We start from the raw sequence: 20,589 nt of genomic DNA, 5'->3' as shown, positions 1-20,589 counted from the left end.
TACCAGGTCGCTAGTAGTGACTGCCCAACTGCACCCAAGGTTTTTTACCTTCTTGGTGGTAGACATTAAATCGGGTAAGACCAGCATAGGGAACACCCACGCGGGTCATTGAAGACATGGGCATACCAAGCCAATGGCAAATCATCACTCGAATAACGGCGCCATGGGCAACCAATAAGACCGATTGACCTTGGTACTGCTGGGCAATCGCGTCGAGCTCGGTGGTAATGCGCTGACAAAAGTCAGGCATGGCTTCGCCATTTGGCGGGCTAGCATCGGCGGGAGACGCCCAAAAGTCAGACCACTCCTGCGGAAAGCGTTGACGCGCAACGTCATGCGCCAAACCTTCCCAATCGCCAAAGTGTATTTCTCGCAGATCGTCACGCACTGCCAAGGGTGTATTGCGCTCTGCCGCCAGCATGTCTGCAAAACGCTGACAGCGCTGTAGCGGCGAACTCACAATATGATGCCAGCCAGCATCGCCCATAGTCGCAACCTTGTCGCGCATTTGCTGCCAGCCAAGATCGCTGAGCGCAACGTCGGTACTGCCGCGAAAGATCTCGCCACCTTCGCAAGCGCCGTGACGTAACAAGTCAATTTTGGTTGTTATTACCTTGGCCATAGCGGCATTCCTACTTTAGTTATCGCCGCGGCTGACGCCGGCTTGTTCAAAACTCGCCATTTCTATTTGCAGCCGACAGGCCGCCTGCATAATTGGCAGGGCCAAGGCCGCGCCGCTGCCCTCCCCTAATCGCATATCCAACTGCAGCAGCGGTTCAGCTTCCATTTTATTCAGCAGGCGGCCATGGCCGGGTTCTGCCGAGCAGTGTGAGAAAAATAACCAGGGACGAATTGAGGGATTGATCCGCACCGCCGACATCGCCGCCGCTGTGCATATATAGCCATCGACCAATACCGCTATACCCTTCTGCGCGGCGCGAATATAGGCGCCGGCCAAGGCACTAATTTCGTAACCGCCAATGCGACGCATCACTTCCATGCCATTTTTCATATGCGGTAAATGCCGCGACATAGCGCGGGTCACTACCGCTGATTTTTTCGCCAACATTTGGTCGCTAATACCGGTGCCGCGTCCCACCATAGCCGTTGCCGACAAACGGGTATGCGCCACCGCCAGCGCGGCCGCTGAGGTGCTATTACCGATACCCATCTCACCACCAATAAAGATATCAATATCGCCGGCTTGATCAATAATATCGCGGCCGACGGCCATGGCTTCCTCGCATTGATCCAAGGTCATGGCTTCGGTAACGCACATATTCTGGGTGCCTGCACCAACGCGCATATCTAACACATTAGGCAGATCTTCCAGTGCGTAGACCGTGCCAACGTTAATCACTTTAAAATCGACGCCCATAGCCTTAGCCAAAATACTGATCGCCGCACCGCCGCTGGAAAAATTGCGTACCATCTCCGAGGTCACCGACTGCGGATAGGCAGATACATCCTCGGTGGTCACACCATGATCACCGGCAAAAACAGCGATCAAGGCTTTATCGACATGGGGCTGCAGTGTCCGCTGGACCGCGGAGAGTTGAATGGCAACATCTTCCAGTCGACCTAGGGAGCCAAGCGGCTTAGTTAAACTTGCCTGCCGCGCCTGCGCCGCAGCGCGAAATTCTTCGTCAGCTTCTGGCGCTAACTCCTCATACCAATGTGACATACTCTATCCTTTCAGAACTTGCTCTAAACCCGCGGTAACCAGCACGACCCTATCTGCCATCGCAGCGAGGTCCTGATGCAAGCGTCCCGATTCATCGACAAATTGCCGACTTAATGATCCCAGCGGCACAATTCCCTGCCCCACCTCGTTACTCACCAATACAATATGACCATCGGCCTGGCGCAACACCTGGTAAAAAGCATCGCGCGCAGTGTGCCAATGCGACAAATCATCCTTCATTAGCCAATTGCTCAACCAAAGCGTTAAGCAGTCCACCAATATTGCGATATCTGTGCCAGCATGACTGCGAATGGCAGCTGCCAGCTCTTCTGGCGCCTCTATTGTTTGCCAGCCATCATCTCTGCGCTGACGTTGATGATGGGCAATACGCGCCGTCATTTCCTCATCACCCGCTGTCGCGGTGGCAATATAAACTCGCTGCACATGACTTGCCGACTCACGAATTCGGCGCTCAGCCAAAGCGCTTTTACCCGACCGCGCACCACCAAGATACAGTTCCAGCACTGCAACGCCTCCTATAGATCACTGTCAATACTGCCACGCTGAAGTGATCTGACGTATAGTTAATCGCTTATTCTACAAGACGGGCCACAACAGAGGGAAATATGGGACATAGATTATCTAAGATTTATACTCGCACCGGCGATGACGGTACCACCGGACTCGGCGATGGCTCGCGTATCGACAAAGACCATCATCGCATGGAAAGCATCGGCACAGTCGACGAACTCAATTCCTTTCTTGGCTTATTAATGGCGGAACTCCCCTCCGATGATGCCTATATGCCCTTGTTGGCGCGTATTCAACACGATCTATTTGATCTCGGTGGCGAACTTGCCGTACCCGGCTATACCATGATTAGCGCCGAGCGCATTGGCGAACTAGAAAGCAGTTTAGATGCCTTAAACGAAGACTTGCCGCCCTTGAAAAACTTTATTCTACCCGGCGGCAATAAACCCGCAGCTCTGTGCCATATCGCCCGATCAGTATGTCGGCGCGCTGAACGCTGCCTGGTTGCACTGAACAAAACGGATGAGGTTAATGCGACTGGCCGGCAATATTTAAATAGATTGTCAGACTTTTTATTTGTTATGGCCAGACTGCTAGCGCGCCGCAATGGCAGCCAAGAAGTGCTGTGGCTGCAGGCAGACAAACGATAAACCCAACTGCTTTACGGTCTTGTTTTCCCTGCGCCGCTCGTGAAAACAAGACTTGAGAGAACAGGCTTAATCAAATCGAGCCGCGCACTCATTCACCACAGCCATGCCGCGCCCCGCACACCGCTGCTATCTCCGTATTTTGCTTTCACCAAGGTCGTCATGCAATTATCGCTAAAGACATATTCCATCCAATACTGCGGGACTTTTTGATAAATAATATCGATATTCGATACCCCGCCACCCAGCACAATCGCAGCGGGATCGAGCAAATTGATAACACCTGACAGTGCCCGCGCCAGTTGCCGACAGTAATTGTCCAGCACGGTTGTGGCTAAGACCTCACCCACCGCGGCGCGGCTGGCTATCTCTGGGGCCATAATCGCTTCACCACCGGCCACCCGATAACTCTTGGCTAAGCCTCCACCGCATAAATAGGTTTCAATACAGTCTAGCCGCCCGCAATAGCAGCGCCGTGCCTCTGTCGCACCGGGCATTAAGTTGTGCCCCCACTCGCCGGCAATACTGTTCACACCGGCCAGTACTTTTTTATCTATTACCACGCCCCCACCGGTGCCGGTGCCGATAATAACGCCAAACACGGTCGGGTATTCTGCGCCCGCTCCATCCACTGCTTCAGACAGCGCAAAGCAATTGGCGTCGTTACTAAAGCGCACTTCACAGCCGAGTCTAGCGCCCACATCGGCGGGCAGCGCTCGACCGCTAATGGCAAGGGTATTACTATTTTTGATTAAGCCGGTTACTGAAGATATTGCGCCTGGGCCACCTAGCCCCACCGTCGCTGCACCACTGGCTTTTGCCTGCAAGCGTTCGACCAGCGCGGCAATGGCTTCTACCACTGCCTCATAGCTATGACCGGGGGTTGCAACCCGTTCCCTTGCAAGTTGCTCACCGCCGTCCGCCAGCAAAACGCCTTCAATTTTTGTACCGCCAAGATCAACGCCAATCCGCAAAATAAGCTCCCTCTAATTTTATTAATACACCGGTCATTATATCAACTGTAGCACTGCCACCACACACACCCACACTAACAAGCTGCGAGACAGTAAATGCTGAACTGCCGACAATTCCTCCGCCGCCAATTTTATAAATTGCTCACCGTCTACCTGCCCTTCAGGCAAGTAGACTGGTAGCGCCTTCATTCCCACCGTATCTAAAAGCTCAGCTGAAGGCTGCTGGCTTTTAAAATTCTCTCGCACTGAGGCGATACAACTGTCGAAATTGCCGATGACGGCAAAGGCAAGCACCAAGAGCCGAACCGGCAACCATTCCATATAGACCAAAACGGCGGCAGCGCGGTCGCGATCTTGCTGTTTAAGTTGATCGTCATTGGCGAGCAGGAATAATAAACGATAGGCCAAGGCGGCCGCAGGGCCCGCTAATACAAACCAAAATACCACCGCAAACCAGCGCTCAAAACCTTGGTAAAACATCGCTTTGCGAACGCTTAAATGAAGTTGCAGTGCGTTATCAGCGCCGGTTTCACAGAGCTCGGCACTAAATCCGCGACCATGCTGATAAGCACCTTCCAAATCGGCACGCTGCCAACTATTAAGATAGAGTTTGAGCAATATCTGAAAATCACCGCGTCCCAAGCTATAGAGCAACAAGGCAACACTTAGCAAGAACACCGGCAGACCAAATAATATCGGCGCCAGCCACCACAGCACTATAAACACGCCAAACACTGGCAGCCCGACCAGTAATAATAATCGCAGGCTACTATTGGCCACGCCGGTCGTTTTCTCTCGGTAGCTTATAAACCAATTATCTTCCTGGATAACGCCGCCACTACCCCAAAATTGCACCGCCGCCCAAGCAATTAGAATTGCAAAAAATTCCATAATCTATCCCAATGCATTTTTATAAGAGACCCAATCAAATGCCGAACCCGGATCGGTTTTACGCCCCGGCGCTATATCGCAATGCCCAACTATACGTGCTGCGGTGATGGCGGGATAGTAGCTCTGCACGCTTTCGGTGACCGCTATTAACTCTCTGTATTGGGCCTGCGTATAGACAATATCATCGGCGCCTTCCAGCTCGATACCAATACTGAAATCGTTGCAGCTATCCCGACCGTCAAACTGCGACACACCGGCATGCCAGGCGCGGTCATTAAAAGAAACAAATTGGTGGATTGTGCCATTTCGATCAATAAATACATGTGCAGAGACATTAAGGCCTCGTAAATCGTCGAAGCTAGGATGGGCGTCACAATCTAGGCAATTGCTAAATAGCTGATGGACATAGGGTCCACCGAATCGGCCCGCAGGCAAGCTGATATTGTGAATAACGAGCAGACTAATCTCAGCCCAGTCTGGGCGCTGATTATAGTTTGGCGACGGATGCTTAATCGCATTGGCCAGCCAGCCCGAGGGCTCTATTAGGTACATATTTCCTTACCTTGAATAGTGGTATCAGTCTTTTGGGCGCCGCAGGCCAATAACAAGATGGCCTAGCCCGCATCAATCTATAAAACCTTTGTCGTTATTATTTAAGTATTCTCACTAAACGCCGCGTGCTCATCGCCATCAAGTAAGCGCAGCAAACCCTCTTGCACAACTGTCGCTACCAGCTCACCCGTTTGGGCAAATATATGACCGATCACTAAGGCTCGATCGCCAAAGCAATTCGCACTGTGAACATCGTATAAATGCCAATCGCTAAGATTAAGGGGCCGATGAATCCACATCGAATGATTCAAGGTCGCCATCTGAGATGGCTGCTTAGAGATCTGCTGGCGATAAGGCAAAGAGGCTGTGCGAATAAAATTATGGTCGCTGACATACGCCAACATTGCGCGCTGCAAGGCTTGATCATTGGGTATATCTTGCTCGGCCCTTAACCACATCCGCTGCGCCGCCGGACGATTGCTCAGTTCTAAATAAGAGGGCAGCTCTATACAACGGAATTCAAAAATACTCTGGGTCACAAAAAAATCATAAAGCCTATCCAAACCCAGCGCTTGGAAATTATCCTTGTAAGACGTCATTGAGCGACACGATTCCGGCCCCAAGACCTCGGGCATGGTCGGCTGCTGATCAAACCCCTGAGCGTCAACATGAAATGAGGCATCTAGTGTTAGCAGCTCCCGCCCAGCCTGCACCGCAGACACTCGTCGCACACTGAAATTACGGCCATCACGGAGCTTTTCAAGCTTGAAATGAATCGCTCCATCCAAGCTCCCTGCTCGCAAAAACTGGGCGCTTAAAGAATGGCATTGGCGATCATCAAGGCCCCAACTCGCCGCGAATAAGGCCTGTCCCAAAACCTGCCCACCATAAACATGACTCTTTGCCGCTGAATAAGGGCTGTAGCCGACAAACTCATTGTCGCCAATCTGTTCAAGTTTTAAATGTGCGACAAAGTCTTCCACTAAGCTCATAACCACCCCTATATCCCAAACACTAGGATACAACAGCTCTATCGGAAATAGTTACAGTACTGCGCTGCACGCTTTCTAAAAAAAGCTAGCGGACAGTTGCGGCGCAAATACAGCGCAGAAATAAGTTTGCTATGATTGCGTCCATATTCGCCGCAAGCCCGCTAAATATTCAAGCCGCACCGGAGACTCAAATGCGCGTCGTATCCATCAATAAGCCCGTGTCACTGGACACTATCACCGTCACTGACGCACTAGAACCCACACCCGGGCGGGGCGAAATATTGGTTCGGTGGCGGGCCAGCTCACTAAACTACCATGACTATCTCGTCGCCAATGGCAGCCTTGCTGTTGAAGATGGCAGAATTCCAATGTCTGACGGCGCCGGTGATGTTATTGCCACAGGTGAAGGCGTCAGCAAATGGCAGGTGGGCGATAAAGTGATGTCGACTTTTTTCCCAAATTGGCTAGAGGGCCAAGCCACAAAAGCCAAAACCCGCGCCGTGACCGGCGATACGGTTAACGGCTGTGCGGTCGAGAAATCATGCGTATCGCAAGATTCATTAACCGCAATACCTCTCAACTATAGCTACGCCGAAGCGGCAACCCTGCCCTGCGCCGCACTCACGGCCTGGCGCGCACTGATTGTTGAAGGCCGGCTGCAAGCCGGGGATACGGTGCTGATAGAGGGCTCCGGCGGAGTGTCAGTATTCGCGCTCCAAATCGCCAAAGCAGCAGGTGCGTATATCTATGCGACAACGTCTTCAGACCACAAAGCTGAGCGACTCACCCAGCTGGGCGCAGATAAGGTCATCAACTATAAAAACGATCCAAAATGGGGAGCGACTATTAATAAACTCTCGGACGGAGGCGTCGACCATGTTTTAGATATTGGCGGTCACGCTACCCTAGCGAGTTCCATCAACGCGGCTCGCGTCGGCGGCCATATATCGCTAATCGGTGTTCTCGGCGGCTTCACAGCGGAGTTAATGCTACCCAAGATGTTTAGCAAGCAACTGCGGATGACGGGGATTTCGGTAGGCAGTGCAGATATGCAGAATGCCATGGTAAAAGCGATCAATACCTCAGGTATACGCCCGGTCATCGATCGCAGTTTTGGCTTAGAAGAGCTCGGCGCAGCATTTCGCTACCAAGAAACAGGGCAGCATTTTGGAAAAATTGTTATCGAGTATTAATAGCCGCGTTTAACAGCGTCGCCAACTGATCGAAATGACGGATACGGATGTCCGCCAAATCTGCAAAGCTAGCATCACCACCAGGATCATACAGACAGCTCCGCATCCCAGCTGCTCTGGCGGCCTGTAAATCGTAAACATAATCACCTACGTAAATGGCATTTCCAGGTAAGACCGAAAACTTCGCGGCTAAATTCAGTAAGCCGGTAGGGTCAGGCTTGGCAGGGGCATCTTCACGGGTGATGACGTCAATTGGCGGTATTGCTAAGCGCTTGCTGCACACATCAAAGGCTGCGCGGGTGTTCCTGGTCACTATACCAGTGCTAATTCCCGCCCTAGCTAATGCCTCGAGCAACGCTTCAGCGCCCGGCATCCACGTGGATAGTGCGGCGCCCGCCATTTCAAATTCATGTATGGTTTGCTCTACCTCAGCGCGTTGCTGCGGCGTCGGCAAATCAGCCAAATAGCTTAGTATGTCTACGTCTGCTGGACACGCCAAGTTCTTGCGCAGCAGCTGAAAATCTAAGCCGGAATCAATGAGCGTGCCATCCAAATCAAATAACACTGCGGAAACATTTGCCAACATCGAACTCAACTCTTTAGACGGTAGCCAGTGCGAAATATCCATGCAATACCGAGCAAGCATAGCCCCATAAATAATAAAATCATTGCCACGCTGACACCCACATTGACATCCGAGACGCCGTAAAAGCTCCAGCGAAAGGCGCTTATCAAATACACCACCGGATTTGCCAAGGTGATAGATTGCCACAGCGGCGGCAACATACTAATTGAATAGAAGCTGCCACCCAGAAAGGTAAGCGGCGTCACGATCAGCATCGGTACAACCTGCAGTTTTTCAAAACCATCTGCCCAAATGCCAATAATAAAGCCAAATAGACTAAACGTAGCCGCAGTAAGCACTAAGAAAGTCACCATCCAAAAAGGGTGCGCAATATGATAATCGACAAATAAATTTGCGGTAATTAAAATAATGCTGCCAACAATCACTGACTTCGTTGTAGCCGCACCGACATAGCCCAATACGATTTCTTTCGCAGAAATCGGCGCCGACAAAATTTCATAAATGGTGCCGTTATATTTAGGAAAATAAATACCAAAGGACGCATTGGAAATACTTTCAGTCAGCAGTGCGAGCATAACCAAACCAGGGATAATAAATGCCGCGTAGCTCACCCCGTCAATCTCAACCATACGGGAACCGATCGCCGATCCAAACACCACAAAATACAGTGAGGTAGAGATTACCGGTGACGCAATACTTTGCATAATAGTGCGCCAGGTTCGATTTAACTCAAATTTATAAATCGCTTTTATCGCGTTAATATTCATTCTGCGGCCTCCGTTGCAGGGGTCGCTCGCTCGGTGACTAAACTCACAAATATTTCCTCTAAGGAACGCTGCTTAGACTGTATATCTTTGTAGTCGATACCATGTTCATTTAAGCGCTGGAATAAATCTGCAATACCAGTTTGATCGCCGGTAGTATCAAAGTGGTATATCAGCTCTAAGCCATTATGGGTCAGAGATAAGGGGTAACTTTTTAATTCCTCAGGCAATTCAAGCAGCGGTTTTTGCAATTGCAGTCGCAATTGTTTTTGCCCCAGTTTCTCCATCAGCGCATCTTTTTCTTCCACAAGAATTAACTTGCCACGACTGATTACTCCGATACGGTCTGCCATCTCTTCGGCTTCTTCAATGTAATGGGTGGTTAAGATAATGGTGACGCCGCGCTTGCGAAGGTCGCGCACCATGTCCCACATATCCCGACGCAACTCTACGTCGACGCCCGCAGTCGGCTCATCAAGAAACAAAATTTCGGGCTCATGAGACAAGGCTTTGGCGATCATCACCCGGCGCTTCATGCCGCCCGAAAGCGTCATAATGCGAGCATCGCGTTTTTCCCAAAGGGATAATTGGCGCAGAATTTTCTCGATATACGCCTTATTTGGCGGACGACCAAACAGCCCGCGACTAAAGTTCACGGTGGATATCACACTTTCAAAACCATCCGTGCAGAGTTCCTGTGGCACCAGGCCAATTTTGCTGCGCGCGGCTCGAAAATCATCAATGATGTCATGACCATCGGCGGTAACAAGGCCCGAGCTTGGGTTCACAATGCCGCAGATAATGCTAATCATGGTTGTTTTGCCGGCACCATTGGGACCGAGCAGCGCAAATATTTCACCGCGGCGGATATCAAGAGAAACGTCGTTTAGCGCTTGAAATCCAGATTCGTAGATTTTGTTCAAATTTTGAACACTGATAATGGCTGACACGAACACTCCTTACTGACAGCGACCGAAGCGAGCGGCCGCAATTGAAAATAAATCGCCAAAGAGTGTCGGCGATGTGTGGACCCTTGGCAAGCAGTAGTGCGGCACCCTCGTAAGGGCGAATCAAGGCGAGCAGATTATATAACGATCTACGCTGGCATGCAGAGCTGCTGCCAAAACATCTTCGCAGCAGCGTCACTCATTACATTGATGGCCGTTGCATCAAGATAAATACCATCAATCAATAAACGACTCATACCATGCAGCGTAGACCAGCTAACCTGGGCAAAACGCAAGGCATCGATATTAGTATTACCGATGGACTGCTGCCAAATACGTATGTGTTCCAGATAGATCTTAAAGGCGGCATACGCCTCAAGCTTAAGCGAATCGGTGAGCTGCTGAGACTTCCATAGACGCGCCCCGAACATCAACTCATAGTATTCCGCGTTATCAATGGAAAACTGCACATAGCGTCGAACAAATTCACGCACCGCCGCTTCACTAATCTGCGCACCTTCCATATAGGGCTGCGCCCGAACGACTTCTCGCAGGCGGCGAAAGCCCTCCTCCGCCACGCCACACAAAAGTGCCTGCTTGTCGGTGAAGTGATGGTATGGCGCGGTGCGGGATACCCCAAGATTCTGCGCCAATTTACGCATGGACAATCCCGCCTCCCCTTCTTCTTTCAGCAAGCGGGCCGCCTCATCAAGAATTTGGCGGCGTAAATCCCCGTGATGATAGGGCTTATCACTCAATGGGTAGGGTTCAACTGAAGATTTGTCGGTATTTATCATGGCGACAATTTAACAAGCAATCTTGACACTGTCTATATTGAGCGTTAATCTCGACAAACTTGACACTGTCTAGTTTCCCTTTCGGCAGTAAAAAACACACCATCGCCGAATAACTTAGGCCCAAACGATACACCGGAGCGCAATACCATGAGCCAATACCCAAATATGCTGAAACCGCTGGACCTCGGCTTCACTGTACTGAAGAACCGCGTGATTATGGGCTCTATGCACACCGGCCTAGAAGAAGTCGACAATGGCTTTGAACGCATGGCTGCCTTCTTCTCGGAACGTGCCCGCGGCGGTGTATCGCTAATTGTGACCGGCGGCTTCGGCCCGAATATACGCGCGGCAACCCACGAGCACACCAAAATGCTCCGCAGTGAAGACGACTGCGTCGGTCACCGCATTGTCACCGACGCCGTCCATGCTGCAGATGGCAAAATCTGTTTGCAAATCTTGCACACCGGTCGCTACGCCTTTAACGAAAACCCTATCGCGCCATCAGCCATCCGCGCGCCAATCAACGTCTATACTCCAGAAGCAGCCTCTACGGATCAAATAGAAGAACAAATCCAAGACTTTATACGCACCGCAGTTCTAGCTCAAAAGGCCGGCTATGACGGTGTCGAAATCATGGGCTCTGAGGGCTACTTCATTAATCAGTTTTTAGCCCAGCGCACCAATCATCGCGATGACGAATGGGGTGGCAGCTATGAAAATCGCATGCGTCTACCGGTAGAAATCGTCAGACGAGTACGGGAAGCCACTGGCGAAAACTTCATTATTATTTACCGCCTATCCATGTTGGATCTTGTCGAAGGTGGCAGCAGCTTCGATGAAGTAATGGCCTTGGGGAAGGCCGTTGAGGTCGCCGGCGCCACCTTAATAAATACCGGTATCGGCTGGCATGAAGCACGCGTTCCCACCATCGCCACCAAGGTTCCCCGCGCCGCTTTTACTTGGGTAACCGCAAAGTTCCGCGCTGGCCTGTCTGTGCCGGTAATTACCTCAAACCGCATTAACACTCCAGAAGTTGCCGAGGAAGTATTGGCTCGCGGCGATGCCGACATGGTCTCAATGGCTCGTCCATTCCTTGCCGACTCTGACTTTATTGTTAAAGCAGCCGCCGGGCGCAGCGATGAGATCAACACCTGCATCGGCTGTAATCAAGCCTGTTTGGATCATATTTTTAGCGGTAAATTAACCAGCTGTTTGGTTAACCCCCGCGCCTGTCACGAAACCGAAGTCATCATCACGGCGACCAGTCATCGTAAAAATATCGCTGTGGTCGGCGCAGGCCCCGCAGGCTTGGCATTTGCCACTACTGCAGCCGAGCGCGGCCACAATGTCACTATATTTGATGCCGCAGCCACCATTGGTGGTCAGTTCAATATCGCGAAAAAAGTGCCCGGCAAGGAAGAGTTTGAGGAAACGATTCGTTATTTTACTCGCCGTTTAGAAGTCACTGGCGTGACAAGCAAACTCGGCGTGACTGTGAGTCAAAAAATCTTGAACGATGGCGGTTTCGATGAAGTGGTACTGGCCACCGGTATCAAACCACGCACACCACCTATTGAAGGCATAGGTCATGCAAAAGTCATGAGCTATCTCGACGTCATTCGCGACGGCAAGCCCGTGGGTAAAAAAGTCGCTATTATTGGTGCCGGCGGGATTGGTTTTGATGTGGCTGAGTTTCTTACTCATAGCAGTGACGCCAGCACCAACATTCCTACCTTTATGCGTGAATGGGGTGTCGACATGAGCTTACAAGCCCGCGGCGGCATAGAAGGCATAACAGCTGAACCCTCAGCGTCACCCCGTGAAGTGTTTTTACTGCAGCGCAAGGCGTCTAAGATTGGCCGCGACCTAGGTAAAACCACAGGCTGGATTCACCGCGCCGGCCTGCAGAAGAAAGGGGTTAGTATGATGCCGGGCTGTGAGTACGTAAAAATCGATGACGCCGGCCTCCACATTCGCATCGGCAGTGAAGAACGGGTACTAGATGTTGATAACATTATCATTTGTGCTGGTCAGGATTCACTAACGGAGCTTACTGAAGGGCTAAACGCTCCCTGCCATCTAATTGGTGGCGCCCATTTAGCCACTGAATTAGACGCTAAACGAGCGATCGATCAGGGCACACGTTTGGCCGCTGATATTTAAAACCGACAATGCGCGGGGTGCTTACATTAATCACCCCGCGCACGCTCAGCGCGTCTTCTCGTTCATCTCCAAAATCAATCCGCAATGTAAGTCCGCAACCAACAAGGGCGAGCGCCACGGCAACTTAAAACTCACAATCAGTCACTATGCTGAGGATTCAACGCGAAGATTCTAGTTTGAGCTCACAAAACCTCTTACTATCCGTGCAATACCCGTGACCCCTTGTTTTCAGCAAGACTACGCGAATCATCTTTGCCTGGAACCAAGCCGCTAAAATAGCCTCCAAGGATATCGAAGCGCATTACTATCAAGCTCACCGTCGAATTGCCGCTTAAGGATTCCAATTAAAAAGGACCTGCATGCCCCTTTCATCTAGCCATCTTTTCCGCGCATTTACACTCATGCTGTTTCTGCCGATTTATTTTACGTCCGCAGCAGCGGCACTAGACCTCAAGCAAGCAGATCATCAACGCTTCGCAGCGAAAGAGACCTTGCTGACAGAAATGAGTGGCCTTGCCAGCAGCTACCTGCGCAAAAATCACTTTTGGGCACACAATGACAGCGGTGATCGCGGACGACTGTTCTCATTCGATGATAAGGGCAACGCTGTGACCCAATTAATCATCAATGGCAGTAGCGCCTTTGACTGGGAGGATATGAGCAGTTTCAAGGATAGCAGCGGCGCGTATTTACTCATCGGTGATATCGGCGACAATATGATGCTGCGACCATTCACCGATGTCTATCTTGTCCGTGAGCCAGAGAACGTCAGCAAAGCAATAGTCCAAAGCAATATCCTCCGTCACTACTCCCTGGTGTATGAAGATGGCCCCCACGATGCCGAAGCCCTTGCGGTTGATGCCGCCGAGCGCCTTGTATACATATTAACCAAACGCGACAGCCACCCTCGCCTGTATCGATTTTCCCTTGATGCGATAACCGCTAAGGCTATACCCCTGACCTATATGGGTGAAGTTCGCAGTATTCCCAGTATTGAAAAGCACACTGCTCAACGACAAGGTGGTATCAGTGGCGGTTCACCAACGGCCATGGAATTTAGCCCCAAGGGTGACATGGCACTGATTGTGACTTTACGAAACACCTATTATTTTAAGCGCGAAAAAACTGAAAGCTGGCTAGAGGCACTTAATAAAAATGCCTTCGCAATTACCAAAAATCGCATGCGTCAGACAGAGGCTGCAACCTTTACTGCAGATGGGGAAAAAGTACTAATTGGTTCAGAAGGTCGGCCTGCCATTCTAGAATTGTTCGACACTCCGCAGCACTAAAAAACCAAAAAATAATGCCGGCGGCACACACACGCCGGCACTACTTACAACGTCAGTTATCGACGCAAAAGGGTACTAAGCTGACACCGCTGGCGTAATGCACAGCAAACTTAGAATCACACCAATTCCAGCAAACCATACCAAACTGCGCAGTGTTGCCCAATCTTTTAAATAGCAAATGGTAAAGACGACCCGAATACCAATGTAGCCCATAGCCAAGAGGTTGACACTTTCCTGAGCGGCACCACCAAATTGTGCAATAATTACTGCTGCCGCAAACAGCGGGAAACCCTCGAAGCCATTTTGCATTGCGGCAACAGATCGCGCGCGCCAGCCATCTAAACCGCCCAACCACTGACGGGGATTATTATTATCAAAGTGACCTTGTTCAGTTTTACCAATCTTAGCAATCAAGGACGTCAAACCAGGCATAACGCCCGCGATAAAAACACACCAAAACGCAATACTCATTAACACTCACCCACATCATAGTTGTTAGTTTTATTTATTCTTGCCGCCATTCACTAGCCGCACAAACGGAAACATGTCGTAACTAAGAATAAAACATCCTTTAATTCTTAGTTAGCAGCCTTCAATCTCTAGCGTTGGGCATTATCAGTGTTCGCAACCAATTTAAAAAGCCATTATTGCTTAAGACCATTTTGTCGACTCCGTCGAAAAAAGTCTCTAATTGAGCTGGATTAGAAAAATAATCCGCGCGGGTTTTCATCGGTCTGTCGGGGTCAAGTTCTTTGACAACAACCGCTGGATTCCCCGCCACAATTACATTAGCAGGAACGTCTTTACTAACCACTGCACAGGCAGCCACAACGCTGTTCTCACCAATCGTAACGCCTTTCAAAATTGTGCAGCGATCACCTAGCCAAACATTATTAGCGATATGCACCGGAGTGACTGCCTCACTCCGACGGCTGCGATCATAAAGCTCATGCCAATCACTGTCAGTAATGTAGACGCCATTCGCCATCATCACGCCGTCACCGATCAGAATTTCATTGGCCGCAGAAATACGTGTACCAGGGCTAATCAACACGTAGTCACCAATTTTTATGCGGCCACTTTTTTCATCCTTGCCCCAAACTCCAATCTTGACGCGATTCTCGGGCTCACCGATCACCGTCGCGCACCGCCCGATTTCGATATTGGGTCCTGAAATGGAGATATACCAAGGCTTCATAAAAGTGGGATAATCGCCAAGATAGTCGCATGCAGGCTTTAAGAATTGCTGCGTATACCAACTGCGGAAACGCAAATAATTTTTTTTCACCCAGTAGGGTCTTCTGTCCTGTCGCATTAGCTTCCCATTATTTTAATGATGCGCTAGTGTCGCAAGGAGCGCCCCCTAGGGCAATCGATACCATATTACCAATTCATGAAAAAACGCAGTGACAATGCCCCGCCGAGGGAAGTAAGCAGTAATCAGAGCGCGATTCACCCGAACTTAGAAGCGACGGTGACCAAGCACCTGCGTCATCATTTTCAAAAGCCCTATGCACAGCATAATGTTGACGCATTCATAGCCGCCTGTGATTGGTTAGCACCGCGATCGCAAAACATCATACTCGACTCCTTTTGCGGCACTGGTGAAAGTAGCCGTGAACTGGCGCGACAATTCCCCAATGCTTCGATTATCGGCATAGACAAATCTGCAGCGCGATTACAGCGCCATCAGTCCACGCAAGCAGAGACTCCAGCGAATTACATCTTGGTACGAGCCGACGTAGACGATTTTTGGCGCTTAGCCGTCGATGCTAATTGGCAACTGGATAAGCACTTTTTACTCTACCCCAACCCCTGGCCGAAAAGTGTTCAACTACAATACCGAGTACACGGCTCCGCGGTTTTTCCAGCACTACTGCAGCTTGGCGGCAAAATCACACTGCGAAGTAATTGGAAGTTGTATGTAGAAGAATTCGCCGCGGCGCTAAAAATTGCCGGCCATAGCGCCGACAGCACCGCCTATCTACCCACAGAGACAATCACCGCCTTTGAACGCAAATACCATCTTGCCGGACAAGCGCTATGGGAATGTAACTGCACACCCGAGCGGCAAATTTAAGCCTATATCTACCCCCTATTCTCTAGCCCGCTGGCAGCGTTATACTATGGCTACATTTACCGACGTTGCATTAACGATGAGCAATCCCGCAAAAACAACCGCTATCAACCCGGATCCTGTTTGGCAGACCATCCGCAAGGAGACCGCCTGCGAGGTCGAGCGCGAGCCGGTACTGGCAAGCTTCCTACACGCGACCATTCTGAATCACGACAGTTTAGAAACCGCGCTCAGCTTCCATCTAGCGCATATTTTAAACAGCCCCGCGGCCTCAGCTTTATTAGTGCGGGAAGTGATTGAAAAAGCCTTTGCCGCAGACCCCAGCATAGGCAAGGCGATAAGAGCCGATATTTGCGCGGTATTCGAGCGCGATTCTGCCTGCTCTAGCCTTTCGGTACCCTTTTTGTACTTTAAAGGTTTTCACGCGCTGCAGTCCTATCGCATTGCCCACTGGCTCTGGAGCCAAGGTAGAACTTCATTAGCGCTATTTTTTCAAAACCGGATATCTTGCGAGTTCAGTGTTGATATTCATCCGGCAGCCAAAATCGGTCGCGGTATTTTAATGGATCACGCCACAGGGATTGTCATCGGCGAAACGGCCGTGGTCGGCAACAATGTGTCGATCATGCAATCGGTTACCCTGGGCGGAACCGGCAAAGAAGAAGGCGATCGCCACCCGAAAGTGGGCGACGGCGTACTCCTCAGTGCTGGTGCTAAAATTCTTGGGAATATCCGTATTGGGGAAGGCGCGCAGGTAATGGCAGGCAGTGTGGTTTTAAGAGATGTTCCCGCACACACCATGGTTGCTGGTGTTCCGGCAAAAGTCATTGGCAAACCCGACTGCGCGGCACCAGCCCTGTCTATGAATCACCGCGCTTGCTGCGACGAATAACTGCGACCAGCAAAATACCCTGCAACCAAGATGACCGCAGCACAGAAATTATATTCTAGATTTGCAGTACTACCGTTTACAAGCCGGCCGAATGCCGTTTGCCTTGGCCTTCTCATAAAGTGGTGTTGCCGTTACCATTTGCCTCTGTAAATCTTTAATCCGCGAAGAATGCGAAGGGTGAGTCGACATAAACTCTGGGGGCTGGCCATCGCTTAAAGCACTCATGTTTTTCCACAAGTCGACGCTGGCGGCAGGGTTAAATCCCGCCTTGGCCATGAGATCTAAACCAACGATATCCGCCTCCGACTCCTGCGCGCGGCCATAGGGCAGCACCACGCCGAACTGGGTGCCTAAACCAAGCAAGCCCATGACGGTCTCTTTTCCTGCACCTTCACCCAGTAATACGCCAACTAGCTGAGTGCCGGTTCCCGCCACACTCTGCACCGACATTCGCTCAGCACTGTGATGTGCCAATACATGACCAACCTCATGGCCTATTACTGTGGCTAGCTGATCGGCATTTTTAGCCACTTGAAATATACCGGTGTGCACGCCGATCTTTTTGCCGGGCAATGCGAACGCATTGGCCGATGCCTCTTCAAACACCACCACTTCCCAGCTACCGCGCCACTCTGCGGGTAGTGAGACGGTAATAGCATCAGCGATACAGCTTACATAGCGATTAGTTGCGCTATTGGTATTGATGGTCATTTTCTTTTTCATTTCGTCAAATGCAGTGCCACCCATTTGCGACATTTCGCCGTCTGAGAATAGCAACATCTGGCGACGTCCTGTAGGCGATTCCGCGCAAGAGGCCAACAAACTCGCCAGCACTATCGCCAATATCGGCTTTAACATTGTCATAAACTTACCCGCATTTATCTGCAATTTGCAGCTATTATGGCATAGCCGTGGTGGCGATCAACGGTGTAACCTGCCAGATTCCAATAAGAGAGCGCATATAGTGAACGAGCCTTGCCCATGGTGCACCGCCACGCCGGATTACATGAGATACCACAACGAGGAGTGGGGTATACCCTCTGACGACGATAGCATTCACTTTGAATTTTTAGTGTTGGAGTCGGCGCAAGCTGGACTGAGCTGGCTAACGATTTTGAAAAAACGCGAAGGCTACCGCAAAGCCTTCGCAAACTTTGATCCCCAGAGCGTCGCCGCCTTCGACGACGCGATGATTGACACCCTTATGGCTGATCCGAGCATCGTCCGCAACCGTCTAAAAATAGCCACCACCATTACCAACGCTCAGCATTTTTTAACAATTCAGCAAGAATACGGGAGCTTTGCCCGCTATATGTGGTCTTATTTCAATGACGCACCGATACAAAACAACTGGAAAGCCATGACAGAGGTCCCGGCCACCAGCAGGGAGTCTGATCAAATCAGCAAGGATCTTAAAAAACGGGGCTTTAAATTTTTCGGCAGCACTATTTGCTATGCTTACCTACAGGCACTGGGTTTTACAAATGATCATTTAGTCACTTGCCCTCGCCACCAGGCTTGCAAAAAACTCGCTAAGGACTTCCGAACGCACTGGCTGAAATGACAACAAAGGTAAGTATCATGAAATTACTCGCTTTACTGACGCCCCTCTTGCTGATTGCGCTGACTGGCTGCAGTAGCACTAAAGTCGTCACTGACTACAATCCCCGCGCTGACTTCAGCCGCTATGAGCGCTACACGATTTCAGACACCAGCGGCGCAGATAAGGTGATATCACCATTTATTATTGAGAATGTAAAAGAATCACTGCAACGCCAATTGAAAGCCGGACTCTACACCTTAGTCGACACTCAGAGTAATGCCGACTTTCTGGTGCGCTACTACATTGCTGAGGCAGCAGAAACCATAGATAAAAGTCCGCGCCTAGGACTGGGGTTTGGCAGCTTTGGGGGTAACTTTGGCATAAGTACTTCTGTGGGTGTACCGCTGGGTAAAGACAAAATTAATCGCAATATTCAGATCATCATCGACTTATTAAATCCCGTAGATAAGAAGTTAACGTGGCGCGGCTCACTGGTCATTGAGCTAGATGACCGCGACCCCAAAGTAAACGCCAACACGATAGAACGTGCGGTTACTGCGATCTGGAGTGAATTCCCACCTGCCTGAGCTTTACTAAGCCGCCAAACCGCGGCTTATTTAAAACAATAGGGAAATAGCGCCCGCAGGATATTGGGATCCATCTCACCCATCAAGGCAATATTGCGCTCAGGGATACTTTCAGGGTCTGGGTAAGACGATAACGCTTTCTCAAGACTGTCCTCACGAAGCAAATGAAATATTGGGTAGGGAGCACGATTAGTGAAATTTTCGGGGTCAGCCTTTTCAGTTCCGGCAAACTGATAGTCAGGGTGAAAACTGGCTATTTGAATCTCTCCCTCCCAACTCCCTTCCTGCAGAACGGCGTCGGCAATCTCTAAGAAATCATTGTAGTCATAAAAGTCCTGCAGCATATTGGGGATTACTAGCAAGCTGGTCTCCAGTTTGCTAACTCCTGTTTCTTCCAAGCGGGATAAGGCCTGGTGCAAGTCATTGATTAGATCTTCGGCATTGCCAGCATGGCTGACATCAACAGCTACCCGCATTTCCTGCAGCGGCTTAGCCGCAAAGGGACACAAGCCCAAGCCCACCACCGCCTCTGTCAACCAACGCCTTACTTCGCGCTCAATTACATCATTGTCAATTATCATTTCACAGCTCATTTTTGTTAGCGAAAAAGCCCTCAGCACTCTAATTCCGAACTATTCATTAGAGGATTCAGGTATTACAGCAGTGTTACTTAGCAATAAATACAATAATACAGGCTCATCGAGAGCAAGGCAGCCGTCACGCACACTGCTACACTAATACCGTAACCTGAGGCTGTAATGTAAAGCCGTAAGTAAGGTAGTTGCCTGTCTTTTGTCGCGACAACAAACCTATATAAAAACCAGACAAAGTTAGGAGCATAGTATGAAACGCTATTATTTTCTGACGGACAATTTAGACAAACTCAGCACCGTCGAACAAGACCTTGCCAGCAATGGTATCTCTAAACCCCAAATTCACGTTCTCAGCCGCGATGACTCCGGCGTGCACAAACGCAAACTCAACGATGTAGAAGCGGTTTTACGCAAAGACGTTGTACAAGCTATGGAGCGCGGCGCGCTGATTGGCTTGGCTGCCGCAGCCTTGGTACTCGCCGTAGGTCATTATTCAGGCGCAACCACTAGCGTTGGCTGGATGCCGTTTGTATTTCTATCTATTGTGATGCTTGGATTCTTCACCTGGGAAGGTGGATTATTTGGTATCCAAGAGCCTCATCATGACTTCAAACGCTTTGAGCAGGCATTGGCTGCTGGCCGCCATTTATTACTTATTGATATCGAAGAAAAAGATCACAATATTCTAAGTAGCGTAACCGCTTACTACCCCGAGTTGGAATTTTCGGGTACGGGTAATGGATCACCAGGGTGGTTTATCGGACTACAAAATAAATGGCGGAATTTTGTTGAAGTCATGCCATAGCCAAGACGGGTATAAATAATAAAACAACTCGCTTAAAACAAAAAAACTCGGTGTTAATAACACCGAGTTTTTTGTTTTCGCC

Annotated in this window: 24 protein-coding genes; 9 read left to right on the top strand and 15 right to left on the bottom strand. The window is 50.2% G+C overall.

Annotated elements, in window-relative coordinates; all coding sequences use genetic code 11:
* Positions 1–10 precede the first annotated feature (10 nt).
* Genes cobC through cobU form a run of 3 tightly spaced genes read right to left on the bottom strand, consistent with a single transcriptional unit; the run spans position 11 to position 2,209 of the window.
* Complete coding sequence (cobC, locus tag AB4875_RS05320) at positions 11–622, bottom strand: alpha-ribazole phosphatase (RefSeq protein ID WP_368375016.1); 612 nt, start codon at positions 620–622, stop codon at positions 11–13.
* A 15-nt stretch (positions 623–637) separates the two neighbouring features.
* Positions 638–1,684, bottom strand: coding sequence for a nicotinate-nucleotide--dimethylbenzimidazole phosphoribosyltransferase (gene cobT, locus AB4875_RS05315; RefSeq protein WP_368375015.1), 1,047 nt, complete (start codon positions 1,682–1,684; stop codon positions 638–640).
* 3 nt (positions 1,685–1,687) lie between these two features.
* Positions 1,688–2,209 (bottom strand): bifunctional adenosylcobinamide kinase/adenosylcobinamide-phosphate guanylyltransferase, encoded by a 522-nt coding sequence (gene cobU, locus AB4875_RS05310; RefSeq protein ID WP_368375014.1) that lies wholly within the window; start codon positions 2,207–2,209, stop codon positions 1,688–1,690.
* A 101-nt stretch (positions 2,210–2,310) separates the two neighbouring features.
* Here cobU and AB4875_RS05305 point away from each other — a divergent pair, with 101 nt between their 5' ends.
* Entirely contained in the window at positions 2,311–2,865 is a 555-nt protein-coding gene (locus AB4875_RS05305) for a cob(I)yrinic acid a,c-diamide adenosyltransferase (protein WP_368375013.1), read from the top strand.
* 92 nt (positions 2,866–2,957) lie between these two features.
* On the opposite strand, the gene AB4875_RS05300 is transcribed toward AB4875_RS05305, so the two are convergent.
* The 4 genes from AB4875_RS05300 to AB4875_RS05285 all read right to left on the bottom strand — a co-directional run bounded on the left by AB4875_RS05300 (position 2,958) and on the right by AB4875_RS05285 (position 6,271).
* On the bottom strand, positions 2,958–3,836 hold the full coding sequence (locus tag AB4875_RS05300; RefSeq protein WP_368375012.1) for an ROK family protein: 879 nt from the start codon (positions 3,834–3,836) through the stop codon (positions 2,958–2,960).
* A gap of 36 nt (positions 3,837–3,872) precedes the next feature.
* Complete coding sequence (gene ampE / locus AB4875_RS05295) at positions 3,873–4,727, bottom strand: regulatory signaling modulator protein AmpE (protein ID WP_368375010.1); 855 nt, start codon at positions 4,725–4,727, stop codon at positions 3,873–3,875.
* Positions 4,728–4,730: 3 nt separating this feature from the next.
* Positions 4,731–5,279 (bottom strand): 1,6-anhydro-N-acetylmuramyl-L-alanine amidase AmpD, encoded by a 549-nt coding sequence (gene ampD, locus AB4875_RS05290; protein WP_368375009.1) that lies wholly within the window; start codon positions 5,277–5,279, stop codon positions 4,731–4,733.
* A 101-nt stretch (positions 5,280–5,380) separates the two neighbouring features.
* Complete coding sequence (locus AB4875_RS05285) at positions 5,381–6,271, bottom strand: acyl-CoA thioesterase (RefSeq protein ID WP_368375008.1); 891 nt, start codon at positions 6,269–6,271, stop codon at positions 5,381–5,383.
* Between the two features lie 191 nt (positions 6,272–6,462).
* Between AB4875_RS05285 and AB4875_RS05280 the strand changes: the two genes are divergently transcribed.
* Positions 6,463–7,464: a zinc-dependent alcohol dehydrogenase family protein gene (locus tag AB4875_RS05280; protein WP_368375007.1), complete on the top strand. Its 1,002-nt coding sequence runs from the start codon at positions 6,463–6,465 to the stop codon at positions 7,462–7,464.
* Here the strand turns inward: AB4875_RS05280 and AB4875_RS05275 are convergent.
* From AB4875_RS05275 to AB4875_RS05260, 4 genes are all read right to left on the bottom strand, one after another.
* On the bottom strand, positions 7,451–8,050 hold the full coding sequence (locus tag AB4875_RS05275; protein WP_368375006.1) for an HAD family hydrolase: 600 nt from the start codon (positions 8,048–8,050) through the stop codon (positions 7,451–7,453). The genes AB4875_RS05280 and AB4875_RS05275 overlap by 14 nt on opposite strands.
* 5 nt (positions 8,051–8,055) lie before the next feature.
* Entirely contained in the window at positions 8,056–8,817 is a 762-nt protein-coding gene (locus AB4875_RS05270) for an ABC transporter permease (RefSeq protein WP_368375005.1), read from the bottom strand.
* Entirely contained in the window at positions 8,814–9,764 is a 951-nt protein-coding gene (locus AB4875_RS05265) for an ABC transporter ATP-binding protein (RefSeq protein ID WP_368375004.1), read from the bottom strand. Before AB4875_RS05265 ends, AB4875_RS05270 begins: the two co-directional genes overlap by 4 nt.
* 146 nt (positions 9,765–9,910) lie before the next feature.
* Positions 9,911–10,558 (bottom strand): TetR/AcrR family transcriptional regulator, encoded by a 648-nt coding sequence (locus AB4875_RS05260; RefSeq protein ID WP_368375003.1) that lies wholly within the window; start codon positions 10,556–10,558, stop codon positions 9,911–9,913.
* 147 nt (positions 10,559–10,705) lie between these two features.
* On the opposite strand from AB4875_RS05260, the gene AB4875_RS05255 reads away from it, so the two are divergent.
* Positions 10,706–12,721: an oxidoreductase gene (locus AB4875_RS05255; protein WP_368375002.1), complete on the top strand. Its 2,016-nt coding sequence runs from the start codon at positions 10,706–10,708 to the stop codon at positions 12,719–12,721.
* A 359-nt stretch (positions 12,722–13,080) separates the two neighbouring features.
* Positions 13,081–14,010 carry a hypothetical protein gene (locus tag AB4875_RS05250; RefSeq protein WP_368375001.1) on the top strand — a complete coding sequence of 310 codons (930 nt, stop codon included), beginning with the start codon at positions 13,081–13,083 and terminating at the stop codon, positions 14,008–14,010.
* Between the two features lie 75 nt (positions 14,011–14,085).
* On the opposite strand, the gene AB4875_RS05245 is transcribed toward AB4875_RS05250, so the two are convergent.
* Both AB4875_RS05245 and AB4875_RS05240 read right to left on the bottom strand, forming a co-directional pair.
* Entirely contained in the window at positions 14,086–14,481 is a 396-nt protein-coding gene (locus AB4875_RS05245) for an MAPEG family protein (RefSeq protein WP_368375000.1), read from the bottom strand.
* A gap of 121 nt (positions 14,482–14,602) precedes the next feature.
* Positions 14,603–15,325 carry an acyltransferase gene (locus tag AB4875_RS05240; RefSeq protein WP_368374999.1) on the bottom strand — a complete coding sequence of 241 codons (723 nt, stop codon included), beginning with the start codon at positions 15,323–15,325 and terminating at the stop codon, positions 14,603–14,605.
* A 78-nt stretch (positions 15,326–15,403) separates the two neighbouring features.
* Here AB4875_RS05240 and trmB point away from each other — a divergent pair, with 78 nt between their 5' ends.
* Positions 15,404–16,090 carry a tRNA (guanine(46)-N(7))-methyltransferase TrmB gene (gene trmB, locus AB4875_RS05235; protein WP_368374998.1) on the top strand — a complete coding sequence of 229 codons (687 nt, stop codon included), beginning with the start codon at positions 15,404–15,406 and terminating at the stop codon, positions 16,088–16,090.
* A 76-nt stretch (positions 16,091–16,166) separates the two neighbouring features.
* Positions 16,167–16,979 carry a serine O-acetyltransferase gene (gene cysE, locus AB4875_RS05230; protein WP_368377047.1) on the top strand — a complete coding sequence of 271 codons (813 nt, stop codon included), beginning with the start codon at positions 16,167–16,169 and terminating at the stop codon, positions 16,977–16,979.
* 69 nt (positions 16,980–17,048) lie between these two features.
* On the opposite strand, the gene AB4875_RS05225 is transcribed toward cysE, so the two are convergent.
* Positions 17,049–17,843, bottom strand: a complete 795-nt coding sequence (locus AB4875_RS05225; RefSeq protein WP_368374996.1) for a M48 family metallopeptidase — start codon at positions 17,841–17,843, stop codon at positions 17,049–17,051.
* A 100-nt stretch (positions 17,844–17,943) separates the two neighbouring features.
* Between AB4875_RS05225 and AB4875_RS05220 the strand changes: the two genes are divergently transcribed.
* Positions 17,944–18,543, top strand: coding sequence for a DNA-3-methyladenine glycosylase I (locus AB4875_RS05220; RefSeq protein WP_368374995.1), 600 nt, complete (start codon positions 17,944–17,946; stop codon positions 18,541–18,543).
* 17 nt (positions 18,544–18,560) lie between these two features.
* Positions 18,561–19,109 (top strand): DUF4136 domain-containing protein, encoded by a 549-nt coding sequence (locus AB4875_RS05215; protein ID WP_368374994.1) that lies wholly within the window; start codon positions 18,561–18,563, stop codon positions 19,107–19,109.
* Positions 19,110–19,135: 26 nt separating this feature from the next.
* Here AB4875_RS05215 and AB4875_RS05210 read toward each other — a convergent pair whose 3' ends face one another.
* Positions 19,136–19,690 carry a DUF1415 domain-containing protein gene (locus AB4875_RS05210; RefSeq protein ID WP_368374993.1) on the bottom strand — a complete coding sequence of 185 codons (555 nt, stop codon included), beginning with the start codon at positions 19,688–19,690 and terminating at the stop codon, positions 19,136–19,138.
* Between the two features lie 262 nt (positions 19,691–19,952).
* On the opposite strand from AB4875_RS05210, the gene AB4875_RS05205 reads away from it, so the two are divergent.
* Positions 19,953–20,507, top strand: coding sequence for an NAD/FAD-utilizing enzyme (locus tag AB4875_RS05205; RefSeq protein WP_368374992.1), 555 nt, complete (start codon positions 19,953–19,955; stop codon positions 20,505–20,507).
* The last annotated feature ends 82 nt before the right edge of the window (positions 20,508–20,589 follow it).

It is taken from the genome of Zhongshania sp. R06B22 (assembly GCF_040892595.1).
GTDB classification, from domain to species: domain Bacteria; phylum Pseudomonadota; class Gammaproteobacteria; order Pseudomonadales; family Spongiibacteraceae; genus Spongiibacter; species Spongiibacter arctica.
This window is presented reverse-complemented; position numbering and strand designations above follow the sequence as displayed.